Origin of the sequence: Stenotrophomonas sp. S49 (assembly GCF_016624905.1) — a bacterium.
In the GTDB taxonomy this organism is placed as follows: Bacteria; Pseudomonadota; Gammaproteobacteria; order Xanthomonadales; family Xanthomonadaceae; genus Stenotrophomonas.
Map to the genome: position 1 here is coordinate 1 of NZ_JACVUD010000118.1, position 12,474 is coordinate 12,474.

Genomic DNA, 12,474 nt, shown 5'->3' on the forward strand with positions numbered 1-12,474 from the left:
GCCGCATGGATGCGGCGACCGAGCTTACAGGGACGTACTTGCAGCGTCCCCCTCAATCGGACCCACCCCGCCATCCCACAGGACCCCAGCTTTTGACGTGGCCGTGGCCGTGGCCGTGGCTCTCAGCAGGTGCAGGGCCGCAGGCCCTGCAGAACACCCCCTCTTTGCTGCGGCGCAGAATGCATGGGCGGGCGCTCCCTGTTCTACTTCAATCGATCTAAATCCGCCGGGGTGCGGATTTGTACCGATGGAAACGGGGAGTTCGGCCGCAGCGGCCGGCACCCGCTGCCGCCCTGCCGCCAAGGAGTCCTGTCCGTGACCAGGTTGTCCCGCCGTCGTTCCCTCCTGCGCCTGCCGGCGCTGTCCCCGCGGCCGCTGGCCCGCGCCGCCTGCCTGCTGGCCCTGGCCATCACGCCCTGGCTGCAGGCCGCACCTGCCGCACTCGAACGCGAGGTCAACACCTTCATCGGCAGCAAGGATGACGGCAACACCTTCCCCGGCGCGTCGGCACCGTTCGGCCTGATCCAGGTCAGCCCGATCGGCAGCCACTATTCCGGCTGGCGCTACGACGACGAAAAGATCCGCGGCTTCGGCCATTCCTTCCTGTCCGGCGCCGGCTGCTGGGAACAGGGCGGCCAGGTCTCCATCCTGCCGGTGACCGGCAGCATCGGCCCGGGCGGCGATTTCGATACCGCCAACCCCAAGCAGTTCGACCACAAGGCCTACGCCGCCAACTACACCCACGACGGTGAGGTGGGCCAGGCCGGCTACTACAAGGTGCGCCTGACCAGCTACGGCGGCATCGACGCCGAAGCCACCGCGCGCACCCGCGCCGCGGCCGAGCGCTACACCTTCAGCCAGCGCAGCGGCGATGGCCATGTGCTGGTGAACGTGGGCCAGGCCAACGAGCGCCATTCGGTGATCGGCAGCGTGGTGGACGTGGTGGGCGACCGGGTGGTGGAAGGCAAGCTGGTCACCAAGAGCTTCTGCGGCGGCCACCAGTACACCACCTGGTTCCGCGTTGAATTCGATCGCCCGTTCAAGGCGCACGGCACGTGGGGCGAGACCGGTGGCCTGCCCAACGCGCGGCACAGCATGGAAGGCGAGCAGAAGCCGAACGGTGCCTGGCTCACCTTCGATCTGGCCAAGGGCCAGTCGGTCACGGCGGTCAGTGCGATCTCGCACGTGGATGCCGAGGGCGCACGCACCAATCTGCGCGCCGAGGGCATGCAGGGTGGGGCGCTGATTGGCTTCGACCGTATGCGCGCGCTTTCCCAGCAGGACTGGCGCGAGCAGTTGGCGCGGGTGCGCGTGCAGGGTGGCACGGGCGATGACCGCACCGTGTTCTACAGCGCGCTGTACCACGCGCTGCTGCAGCCGCTCACCGGCAGCGATGCCGATGGCCGCTACCGTGGCTATGACGATGGCATCCACCGCGCCGATGGTTGGACCTACTACGAGTATTTCTCGCTGTGGGATACCTATCGCGCGCAGAACCAGTGGCTGGCGCTGACCCGTCCGGACGTGGCGCGTGATATCGGTCGCACGCTGCTGGCCATTGACGAGCAGGGCGGCTGGCTGCCGCGCTGGGGCTATGCCAACTTCGAAACCAACATCATGACCGGCGATCCGGTCACCCCGTTCATGGTCGACCTGTGGCGCTTCGGTGCGCTGAAGGGGCGTGAATCGCAGGCCTGGGATGCACTGCGCCGCAATGCCTTCGGCACGCCGCCGCTGAACTCGCGGATGGCCGGTCGCTCGGGCAACCGGACCTACCTGGACAAGGGTTACGTGGTCTATGACCGCGCGTTCCCGTCCAAGGGCATGGACGTGGACCCGCACCATGGTGGCTCGGCCACGCTGGAATACGCACTGGCCGACTGCGCGCTTTCGCAGATGGCCGATGGCCTGGGCCATGCGCAGGATTCGGCCACGCTGCGCGAGCGTGGGCGCAACTGGCGCAAGGTGTGGGACCCGCAGGTGCGTGACGCCGAAACCGGCTTTACCGGCTTCCCGCGCCCGCGCACCGAAGACGGCCAGTGGTACACCCCGGCCGACGGCCATTACAGCCCGCGTTCGCACCATGGCTTCCACGAAGGCACTGCCTGGCAGTACCAGTGGCTGGCGCAGCAGGACGTGCCGGGCCTGGTGGAAGCAATGGACGGCCGCGAGCAGGCCGGCCGCCGCCTGGATGCCTTCTTCGCGATGGATGCGCTGCAGGCCGATCCGCTTACCGCCGCGCGCAAGGAATGGGTGGTAGGGCCGTACAGCTACTACAACCAGTTCCGTTACAACCCCAACAACGAACCGGACCTGCACGCGCCGTGGCTGTACACGCTGATCGGCCAGCCGTGGAAGACCGCCAACGTGCTGCGTGCGGCGCAGCAGCTGTTCACCAACGCGCCCAACGGCGTCACCGGCAATGACGACCTGGGCACGATGTCGGCCTGGTACCTGTTCAGTGCCATCGGCGTGTACCCGGCTGTGCCGGGCAGCGGCCAGTTCCTGCTGCACACGCCGCGCTTTGCCAAGGTGGAAGTGGACATGGGCAACGGTCGCACGCTGCGCATCGACGCGCCCGGCGCCGATGGCCGCCGCCTGCAGTACGTGCAGGGCGTGCAGCTGGATGGCCGCGCGCATGCCCCGGTGTGGCTGGACTGGGACCAGCTGCAGCAGGGCCCGCGCCTGCAGTTCGCGCTGGATGCACAGGCCCCGACCCAGGGCTGGGGTACGGCGGTAAAGGATCTGCCGGTCTCATGGTGCGCTGCACCAGGCAGCGTGCTGCGCTGAGCCATCGTCGTGCCGTTGGCGGCCAACCAGCGAACGGCACGGCACGAATGGCCTCCGATCCATTAGGCTTGACCCTCCCGAGGAGCCCGGTACAGCGATGAACGACAACGACGGCACTTCCAGCAAGCGTTCCGGCAAGGCGGTGACGGTGACCGACATCGCCCGTGCGATCGGCGTGTCGCGCGCCACCGTGTCGCTGGTGCTGCGTGGCAGTCCGCTGGTCAATGTCGATACCCGGGCCAAGGTGGAGGCCGAACTGCGCCGCCAGCGCTACGTCTACAACCGTGCGGCAGCCAACCTGCGCCGGCGCACCTCCAGCAGCATCGCGCTGGTCATCAACGATCTGTCCAACCCGTTCTTCGCCGAATTTGCTTCTGGCGTGGACGAGGCATTGGGCGGGCGAGGCTATGTCACCCTGCTGGGCAGCACGGGCGAATCGCCGCAGCGCCAGCAGGCGGTGCTGTCCACGCTGATGGAGCACACCCCGGCCGGCCTGATCCTGTCGCCGGCCGAGGGCAGCGATGCCACGCTGCTGCGCCAGGCGCTGGGTGCCAACGCCAACGTGCTGCTGTTCAACCGCGAACTGGAAGGGGCCGACTGGGACTTCCTGACCCTGGACAACCAGCACGGCGCTTATCTGGCCACCCGCCACCTGATCGAGCGCGGCCACCAGCAGATCGCCTTCTTCGGCGGTCATGCCGATTCCAGTTCCTGCCACCAGCGCCGCGCCGGCTTCCAGCAGGCGTTGGCCGAGGCGGGCCTGGCGCTGCCGCCGGGCTGGATGATCGAATCGGCGCCCAATCGCCTGGAGGCGGCCGCGCGCACCGATGAACTGTTCGCCGACGGCCATCGTCCCAGTGCCGCGGTCTGCTACAACGACACGGTCGCGCTGGGCCTGATGCTGGGCCTGAACTCCCGCGGCATCCGCCCCGGCGGTGATTTCGCGGTGACCGGTTTCGATGATATTTCCGAGGCCTCGGTGGCGGTGCCGCCGCTGACCACCCTGACCGCCGATCCGCGCGAGCGTGGCCGGCAGGCCGCCGCGCTGCTGCTGCAACGCCTGGATGATCCCGATGCACCGCCGCGGCGCACCGTCGCCCCGGTGCAGCTGCGCGTGCGCGAGAGCAGTGCCGCGCGGCCGAACTGATTTCCTACGACCTTTTCCCTTCCACGTACCAACGACCTACACGCGCATCGAGGCGCGAACCGCATGCCGATTTCCGCAACGCCCCGTCCATCGGGAACCAACAGCAGCCAGGCGCCGGTGATGAATGCCCGTGCGGCCCTGTGGGTGGCCACCACCATCTTCTTCATGTGGGGCTTCCTGACCAGCCTCAACGATGTGCTGATCCCGCACCTGAAGGCCGTGTTCGAGCTGAACTACACCCGCGCCATGCTGGTGCAGTTCACCTTCTTCGGCGCGTATTTCCTGATGTCGGTGCCGGCCGGTCGGCTGGTGGCACGGTTGGGCTACAAGAAGGGCATCATCGCCGGCCTGCTGATTGCCGGTGTGGGCGCGCTGGGCTTCTGGCCGTCGGCCGCGCTGCGCACCTATGACGCCTTCCTGGCTTCGTTGTTCGTGCTGGCCACCGGCATTACCGTGCTGCAGGTGGCGGCCAACCCGTACGTGGCGCTGCTGGGCCCGGAGAAAACCGCCTCCAGCCGCCTGACCCTGGCGCAGGCGCTGAACTCGCTGGGCACCACGCTGGCGCCGCTGTTCGGCGGCTTCCTGATCCTGAGCACCGCGGTGAAGAGCGGTGACGAGATCAAAGCGATGCCGATGGCCGAGCAGCTGGCCTACCGTACTGCCGAAGCGCAGTCGGTGCAGGGCCCGTACGTGGGCCTGGCGATCGCGCTGGTGCTGCTGGCCGTGTTCGTCTACCTGTTCCGCCTGCCCAGCCTGACCGAAACCACCGAGCAGGCCGACACCAGCCACCACACCCTGCTGGATGCGCTGAAGCAGCCGCACGTGCTGTTCGGCGTGCTGGCCATCTTCTTCTACGTGGGCGCCGAGGTGTCCATCGGCAGCCTGATGGTGAACTACCTGGCGCTCCCAGAAATCGGCGGCATGAGCGAACAGCAGGCCACCCACTACGTGTCGGCCTACTGGGGCTGCGCCATGGTCGGCCGCTTCGCCGGCGCCTGGCTGCTGGCCAAATTCTCGCCGCGCCGCCTGCTGGCCGGCTTCGCGCTGGCCAACGTGGTGCTGCTGGCGGTCACCCTGGGCTCGGGCGGCAAGGTGGCGCTGTACGGCATCGTGGCTACCGGCCTGTTCAATTCCATCATGTTCCCGACCATCTTCTCGCTGGCCATCGAACGCCTGGGTCCGCTGACCAACAAGGCGTCCAGCCTGCTGATCATGGCCATCGTTGGTGGCGCGATCATTCCGCTGCTGCAGGGCATGCTGGCCGATCGCATCGGCCTGCACCTGAGCTTCGTGCTGCCGGTGGTCTGCTACGTCTACATCATCTTCTACGGTCTGGTGGGCTCGCGCCCGCCGTCCGTCGGCCCGCAGGGAGGCTGAGTCGGAAATGGGTGCCATTGTCTGCTTCGGCGAAATTTTGATCGATCTACTAGCGCAGCCGCCGGCCTCGGCCGACACCCCGCGCGCCTTCCTGCAGTACGCCGGCGGTGCGCCGGCCAACGTGGCCGTGGCCGCCGCCCGGCTGGGTGCGCAGACCCAGTTCGTGGGCATGCTGGGCCGGGACATGTTTGGTGATTTCCTGGTCGACAGCCTGGCCGAGCACCGCGTGGGCACCGACTACATCGTGCGCACCGATGCAGCCAAGACCGCGCTGGCATTCGTGGCATTGGACGCGCACGGCGAACGCAGCTTCAGCTTCTACCGGCCGCCGGCGGCCGACCTGCTGTTCCGTGACAGCGATTTCCAGGGTACCTGCTTCGACAGCGCCGCCTGTTTCCATGTGTGCTCCAACAGCCTGACCGAAGCGGACATTGCCGCGGCAACCTTCGCCGGCATGGAGCGTGCGCGTGCCGCCGGTGCGGTGGTCAGCCTTGACCTGAACCTGCGCCCGGCGCTGTGGCCGGCCGACACCGATCCCACGCCGCGCCTGTGGCAGGCGCTGGAGCGCGCCGACCTGGTAAAGCTCTCGCGCGAAGAGCTGGACTACCTGGCCGCGCCGCACGGTGCCGACGGTGACCAGGTCGTACTGCAGCGTCTGCTGGGCGCACAGGCACGCTGGGTGATCGTGACCGACGGTGCCGCCACGCTTCGCTGGTACACCCGCGAGCAGCAGGGCCAGGTCACCAGTTTCAGCGTGGCCACGGTGGATACCACCGCCGCCGGCGATGCCTTCGTGGGCGGCGTGCTCGTGGGCCTGCTGGAGCGCGGCGGTGCCGGCGCTGGCTTCGCCGCCTTCTGCCAGGACCCGCAGGCGATCACCGAAACGCTGCGCTTCGGCGCGGCTGTCGGTGCGCTGGCGGTCACCCGCAAGGGCGCCTTCGCGGCCATGCCCTCGCTCGATGAAGTGCAGCAGCTGCTGCAGACCCAGGAACTTTCCGCATGACCCAGACCGCCTCCCGCTTCGTTCCGCAGTTCCGCTCGGCCGAGTTCCTGCGCGCGCACATCGCCGACACGATGGCGTTCTACCACCCGCGCTGCATCGACCACAACGGTGGCTTCTTCCACTACTTCCTGGACGATGGCACGGTCTACGACGCCGGCCACCGCCACCTGGTCAGCAGTACCCGCTTCGTCTTCAACTACGCCATGGCTTACCGCGAATTCGGTAATGCCGAGTACCGCGAGGCCATTGAACATGGCGTGCGCTACCTGCGCGAGGTGCACCGCAACCCGTCCACCGGCGGCTACGCCTGGACGCTGCGCGATGGGCAGGTCGAAGACGATATGAACCACTGCTACGGCGTGGCATTCGTGCTGCTGGCCTACAGCTGCGCGCTGAAGGCCGGCGTCGAACAGGCCCGCGCGTGGATGGACGAAACCTGGCAGCTGCTGGAAGCACGCTTCTGGGAAGCCGGGCACGGTCTCTACAAGGATGAAGCCGACGGCCAGTGGAACTTCACCGGCTACCGCGGGCAGAACGCCAACATGCACATGTGCGAGGCAATGCTGGCCGCGTTCGAGGCCAGTGGCGAGCAGCGCTATGTGCAGCGCGCACTGCAGCTGGCCGACAACATGACCCGGCGCCAGGCCGCCAAGGCCGGCGGCCTGGTGTGGGAACACTACGACACGAACTGGGAGATCGACTGGAACTACAACCTGGACGATCCCAAGCACCTGTTCCGCCCGTGGGGCTTCCAGCCCGGCCACCAGACCGAATGGGCCAAGCTGCTGCTGATCCTGGACCGCCACGTGCAGGCTGAATGGCTGGTGCCCACCGCCCAGCACCTGTTCGATGTGGCGGTCGAGCGCAGCTGGGATGAAGCGCGTGGCGGCCTGTACTACGGTTTCGCGCCGGAATCGCGGCGCCAGCCCGGCATGGACGGTGCGCCGATTGGCGGCGACAGCTTCGTCTGCGACGACGACAAGTACTTCTGGGTGCAGGCCGAAACCCTGGCTACGGCCGCGCTGATGGCCCAGCGCACCGGCGATGACCGCTATTGGCAGTGGTACGACCGGCTGTGGGCGTATTCGTGGGAGCACTTCGTCGACCACCAGTACGGCGCCTGGTTCCGCATCCTGGATGCAGACAACCGCAAGTACAGCAATGAAAAGAGCCCGGCCGGCAAGGTGGATTACCACACCATGGGCGCGTGCTACGAAGTGCTGAACGTCGTTCGCTGACGTCGCACGCCGGGCCATGCCCGGCGGACACAACAGGAGTCTCACACGTGCACCGTCTTCCCCTCGCTGTCCGTCTGCTCCTGCTGCTGTTCACGCTTGGCAGCTTCCCCGCGCTGGCCGCGCCTCTGCCGGCGCAATGGGAATTCCGCATGCTGCCCGGCGATGCGCAGGGCGCCGCGCACCCCGGCCTGCAACAGTGGCGCACGGCGCGCGTACCTGGCAGCGTGCACACCGACCTGCTGGCCCATGGCCTGATCCGCGACCCCTACGTGGGCGCGCCGGAGGCCGAGCTGCAATGGATCGGCCTGACAGCGTGGGAATACCGCGCGCGCTTCGATGTAGATGCGGCGACCCTGGCCAAGGCGCATGCCGAACTGCGTTTCGACGGCCTGGACACCTATGCCGAGGTGCGCTTGAACGGCAAGCCGCTGCTGCGCGCCGACAATGCGCACCGCACCTGGCGCGCACGCGTGGAAGGGCGGCTGCGGCCCAGCGGCAATGAACTGCAGATCGTGTTCCGTTCGCCCATCCGCACCCTGCTGCCGGGCGTGCAGGCGATGCCGCACAAGATTGCCGGCAACTATCCCTCGCCCTACGGTGATGAGCCCAAGGACGCGATGGTCGGCAACTTCGCACGCAAGCCGGCCTACCATTTCGGCTGGGACTGGGGCCCGCGTTACGTGACCGCCGGTGTCTGGCGTGGCGTGGATCTGCAGGCCTGGGACACGCACCGCCTGACCGATCTGGCCGTGCGTACCGATGCCCTGGACGCGCAGCAGGCGCGGCTGGCCGTGCTGCTGCAGGTGGAGCAGGGCAATGCTGCCGGCTCGGCCAGGGTGGACGTGGAGGTGCGTGATCCCGAAGGCCGCATTGTGGCCACGGTGCAGCGCCCGGTGCTGTTGCAGCCCGGCCAGAACAGCGTGGAAATTCCGGTTGAACTGGCCGCCCCGCGCCGCTGGTGGCCAGTGGGGCAGGGCGCGCAGGGCCGCTATACGGTGCGCGCCCAGCTGGACGCTGGCGGCGACCCGACACTCCAGCGCGAGCAGCGCATCGGCCTGCGCACGGTGGAACTGCGCCGCGAGAACGACGAGAAGGGCGGGCAGGGTTTCGCTTTTGTCATCAATGGCGTGGAGATTTTCGCCAAGGGCGCCAACGTCATTCCGTTCGATGCGTTCCCGGCGCGGGTGGATGTGGCGCGCCTGCGCCAGGTGCTGACCGCCGCGCGCGATGCCAACATGAACATGCTGCGCAACTGGGGTGGCGGGTATTACGAGGACGACGCGTTCTTTGATATTGCCGACGAGCTGGGTCTGCTGGTCTGGCAGGACTTCATGTTCGGTGGTGGCATGCAGCCGGGCTACGATCCGGCGTTCCGGGCCAGCGTGGTGGCCGAAGCGCGCGACAACGTGCGGCGCCTGCGCCACCACCCCAGCATCGTGCTGTGGTGTGGCAACAACGAAGAAGAGACCGCGTGGAAGGATTGGGGCCATGGCCGCGACCTGAAGGCTGCCGACCCGGCGTATGCCGCGCAGGTCTGGCAGGGCTATGTCGATCTGTTCGGCAACGACCTGCGCCAGGTGGTGGGCGAGGAAGGGCTGGGCGTGCCGTACTGGTCCAGTTCGCCCAGCAACGATCTGGATGAAAAGGCCAACGATTCCAGCCGCGGCGACAAGCACTACTGGCAGGTCTGGGGCAACCCGGCACTGCCGGTGCAAGCGTACCTGCAGGAGACGCCGCGCTTCATGTCCGAGTACGGCCTGCAGGCCTGGCCGTCGCTGGCAACGGTGGACCAGATCGCCACGCGCGCCGAACAGCGCATCGACAGCCCGGTGATCCGCGCCCACCAGAAGTTCATGGCCGGCGAGGGCAACAGCCGCCTGCTGCAGTACATCGAGCGCGGTTACGGCACGCCAAAGGACTTCGCCGATTTCGTGTACCTGAGCCAGGTGATGCAGGCCGATGGCATTGCACTGGCGGCGTTGCATCATCGCGCATCGCGGCCGTACACCATGGGCTCGCTGTACTGGCAGCTCAACGATGTCTGGCCGGGTGCATCGTGGTCCAGCGTGGATTACTTCGGGCGCTGGAAAGCACTGCACTTCGCGGCGCGACGTTTCTTCGCGCCGGTCACCGTGGCGGCCCTGCGTGACGAAGGCAGCACCCGCGTGCGCCTGATCAACGATGGCGCTGCAGTGGACGCGCGCTGGCAGCTGCGGGTAATGGATGTGGACGGCAAGGTGCTGCGCCGTCGCGAGACAGCGGTGACGCTGGCGGCCGCCGGGGTCACCTCGGTGGGTGACTTCGGCGATGCCGAATTGCTGGCTGGCGCCGACCCGACGCGTACCGTGGCGGTGTTCGAACTGCTGCAGGATGGCAACGTCAGTGCGCGGCAGGTGGTGGGCTTCGTTGAAGCAAAGGACCAGGCACTGCCGTCGCAGGCGCTGCGGGCCACGCTGCAGACCGAGGGCGATCACTACCGCCTGCGACTGCAGAGCAAGGCGTATGTACGTGCCGCCTGGATCGACTTCGGTGCGCTGGATGCGCAGGTGGAGGACAACCTGCTGGATCTGCTGCCGGGCGAGACGCGCGACATCGCCGTGAGCGGCCCGGTGGATCTGGCCGCATTGCGTGGCGCGTTGCAGGTGAAAACCCTGAACGACCGTTGAGGGCGGAACACCCCGCTCTGGTAGGTGCCAACCTTACACTCCGCTTTGGTAGATGCCAACCTTGGTTGGCACATCAAGAGCATGCCAACCAAGGTTGGCATCTACCGGGTGCTTCGGGTGCATGCCAACCAAGGTTGGCATCTACCCTCTGCAGTTACAGCTGGATCTGCTGGAAATTCTCGACCCGCTCGTGGCCGTTGGCGGCCTGGCCGGTACGCGGCAGCGGGTAATCGTCCAGGCGATCGATCAGGCGGGTCTGCAGCCCGGCCTCGCGCGCGGCGTCCAGCTCTTCCACCACATCGGACAGGAACAGGATCTCGCCGGCCGGCACGCCAATGGACTGCACGATGCGGCGGTAGCTGTCGGCCTCACGCTTGCCGCCCACTTCGGTATCGAACCAGCCCGACACCAGCGGGCTGAGGTCGCCAGCATCGCTGAAGCCGAAGAACAGCTTCTGCGCTGGCACCGAGCCGGACGAATACACGTACAGCGGCAGGCCCGAGGCGTGCCAGCCCTTCAGCACCGGCGCCACTTCCGGGTAGAAGTGGGCGGTGTAGTCGCCACGGCGGTAGCCGGTATCCCAGATCACGCCCTGCAGCGCCTTCAGCGCGGTGTGCTTGCGGTCCTGGTCGATCCAGCCCTGCAGCGTTTCCACCACCAGGCTGTCCTGGCAGGCGCCGCCAATCTCGGTGGCCACCGTATCCAGCCAGCGGCGGATCTCCGGTTGCTGGCCGTGTTCGGCCACGAACGCCGGCAGGGCTTGGCGGGCGTAGGGGAACAGCACGTTCTTGACGAACGAAATGCTGCTGGTGGTGCCTTCGATGTCGGTCAGGATGACGCGGGGCTGCATGGATCAGGACGCCTGGGTAGGAATGTAACGCGGGAACTTCTGCGCGATGTCGGTGCCGGTGAAATGACCGACCCAGCCATCCGGCTCGGTGAAGAAACGGATCGCCACGAAGCTGGGCTCATCGCCCATGTCAAACCAGTGCGTGGTGCCATCGGGCACCGCGATCAGGTCGTCCTTCACGCATTCGATTTCGTACACCTTGTCGCCCACGTGCAGGGTGAACAGGCCGGAGCCGGCGACGAAGAAACGAACCTCGTCTTCTTTGTGGAAGTGTTCGTCGAGGAATTTCTTGCGCAGTTCGGCGCGGTTCGGGTTGTCCGGAGCGATCGAGGCCACGTCCACGCTCTTGAAGCCGCGCTCGGCCACCAGGCGGTCGATGTCGGCGCGGTAGGCGGCGAACACCTCATCCTGGCTGGCGCCGGGGGCAACCGGCGCGGCGGCCTGCCAGCGCTCGAAGGTAACGCCGATCTTCTGCAGTTCGGCAGCGATGACCGCGCCGTCCTGGGTATCCAGCAGCGGCGAGTCGGGGCGGGTGTCGTCGTAGATGCGCAGTCGGCTCATGGCGGCAGCTTGAACATTCCGGGGGAAAGACAGGGTAACAGGGTGCAGGCGGTGGCCAGATGGCCAATGGGCATGTGCCTGTGCGCGATGGTTCAGCCGCGCAGCTTGCGCAGCTCCAGTTCGCAGTGCAGCAGGAACTCGAAGGCTTCCATGTGGCGGCGCGCTTCGGCCATGTCGCGGCCCCAGGCGTACAGGCCGTGGCCGTCGATCAGGTAGCCCCACAGCGGCTGACGGTCCAGCAGGTCATCGACCTGGGCCGAGAGCACGTTCATGTCCTGGGTATTGGCGAACACCGGGATGTCGATGGCCATTTCGTGGGTGCTGTTGCCGGCGAAGGCCTTCAGCAGTTCGTAGCCTTCCACCCGGATGTGGCCCTGCGGGGCGTACAGGCGCGAGGCGATGGTCTGCACCGGGGAGTGGGTGTGCAGCACGCAGCCCACGTCGGGGAAGCGGCGGTACAGCTGGGTGTGCAGCAGGGTTTCGGCTGACGGGCGCAGCGGGCGGCCGACGGCCAGGCCGTCGAAATCCACCACCATGATGTCGTCCTCGATCAGGCGGCCCTTGTCCTTGCCCGAGACGGTGATCGCGGCGTGGCGGTCGTCCAGGCGGTGGGAGAAGTTGCTGCTGGTGGCCGGGGTCCAGCCGGCCTGGGCCAGTTCGCGGACGTTGTCGATCAGCAGCTGGGCCAGTTCGCTCAGGCGCGCGGTGTCGTAGGGGAAGGTGGGGGCGTTCATGCGGGTGATTTTACTGGATTCGGCCAACGGCTGAGCCCCTCGTGGCTGGGGCGCCGTTCTGATTCCTTGGGTTGGCCGGGGGGGGGGGGGGGGGGGGGGGGGGGGCGG

At 67.3% G+C, this 12,474-nt stretch carries 9 protein-coding genes; 6 read left to right on the forward strand and 3 right to left on the reverse strand.

Annotation, left to right across the window (positions count from 1 at the left end):
- Positions 1-345: 345 nt before the first annotated feature.
- From IAE58_RS18285 to IAE58_RS18310, 6 genes are all read left to right on the forward strand, one after another.
- On the forward strand, positions 346-2,790 hold the full coding sequence (locus tag IAE58_RS18285; protein WP_199934702.1) for a GH92 family glycosyl hydrolase: 2,445 nt from the start codon (positions 346-348) through the stop codon (positions 2,788-2,790).
- 97 nt (positions 2,791-2,887) lie between these two features.
- Positions 2,888-3,937 carry a LacI family DNA-binding transcriptional regulator gene (locus IAE58_RS18290; RefSeq protein WP_108761881.1) on the forward strand — a complete coding sequence of 350 codons (1,050 nt, stop codon included), beginning with the start codon at positions 2,888-2,890 and terminating at the stop codon, positions 3,935-3,937.
- Between the two features lie 63 nt (positions 3,938-4,000).
- Positions 4,001-5,314, forward strand: coding sequence for an L-fucose:H+ symporter permease (fucP, locus tag IAE58_RS18295; RefSeq protein ID WP_199934701.1), 1,314 nt, complete (start codon positions 4,001-4,003; stop codon positions 5,312-5,314).
- A gap of 7 nt (positions 5,315-5,321) precedes the next feature.
- Positions 5,322-6,317: a carbohydrate kinase gene (locus IAE58_RS18300; RefSeq protein WP_199934700.1), complete on the forward strand. Its 996-nt coding sequence runs from the start codon at positions 5,322-5,324 to the stop codon at positions 6,315-6,317.
- Positions 6,314-7,555: an AGE family epimerase/isomerase gene (locus IAE58_RS18305; protein WP_199934699.1), complete on the forward strand. Its 1,242-nt coding sequence runs from the start codon at positions 6,314-6,316 to the stop codon at positions 7,553-7,555. Before IAE58_RS18300 ends, IAE58_RS18305 begins: the two co-directional genes overlap by 4 nt.
- A gap of 47 nt (positions 7,556-7,602) precedes the next feature.
- Positions 7,603-10,221 (forward strand): glycoside hydrolase family 2 protein, encoded by a 2,619-nt coding sequence (locus IAE58_RS18310; RefSeq protein WP_199934532.1) that lies wholly within the window; start codon positions 7,603-7,605, stop codon positions 10,219-10,221.
- Positions 10,222-10,375: 154 nt separating this feature from the next.
- On the opposite strand, the gene mtnC is transcribed toward IAE58_RS18310, so the two are convergent.
- The 3 genes from mtnC to IAE58_RS18325 form a co-directional block, all read right to left on the reverse strand.
- The gene (gene mtnC, locus IAE58_RS18315; protein WP_199934531.1) at positions 10,376-11,071 is read right to left on the reverse strand and encodes an acireductone synthase; all 696 of its coding nucleotides are present in this window, start codon (positions 11,069-11,071) and stop codon (positions 10,376-10,378) included.
- A gap of 3 nt (positions 11,072-11,074) precedes the next feature.
- Positions 11,075-11,632: an acireductone dioxygenase gene (locus IAE58_RS18320; protein ID WP_108756069.1), complete on the reverse strand. Its 558-nt coding sequence runs from the start codon at positions 11,630-11,632 to the stop codon at positions 11,075-11,077.
- 92 nt (positions 11,633-11,724) lie between these two features.
- Positions 11,725-12,366 (reverse strand): methylthioribulose 1-phosphate dehydratase, encoded by a 642-nt coding sequence (locus IAE58_RS18325; protein ID WP_199934530.1) that lies wholly within the window; start codon positions 12,364-12,366, stop codon positions 11,725-11,727.
- Between the last annotated feature and the right edge of the window lie 108 nt (positions 12,367-12,474).

Bases quoted from the DNA above. Each gene is read 5' to 3' on its own strand.
- IAE58_RS18290 (WP_108761881.1), top strand. From the start codon at position 2,888: ATGAACGACAACGACGGCACTTCCAGCAAGCGTTCCGGCAAGGCGGTG.
- fucP (WP_199934701.1), top strand. From the start codon at position 4,001: ATGCCGATTTCCGCAACGCCCCGTCCATCGGGAACCAACAGCAGCCAG.
- IAE58_RS18300 (WP_199934700.1), top strand. From the start codon at position 5,322: ATGGGTGCCATTGTCTGCTTCGGCGAAATTTTGATCGATCTACTAGCG.
- IAE58_RS18305 (WP_199934699.1), top strand. From the start codon at position 6,314: ATGACCCAGACCGCCTCCCGCTTCGTTCCGCAGTTCCGCTCGGCCGAG.
- mtnC (WP_199934531.1), bottom strand. From the start codon at position 11,071: ATGCAGCCCCGCGTCATCCTGACCGACATCGAAGGCACCACCAGCAGC.
- IAE58_RS18320 (WP_108756069.1), bottom strand. From the start codon at position 11,632: ATGAGCCGACTGCGCATCTACGACGACACCCGCCCCGACTCGCCGCTG.
- IAE58_RS18325 (WP_199934530.1), bottom strand. From the start codon at position 12,366: ATGAACGCCCCCACCTTCCCCTACGACACCGCGCGCCTGAGCGAACTG.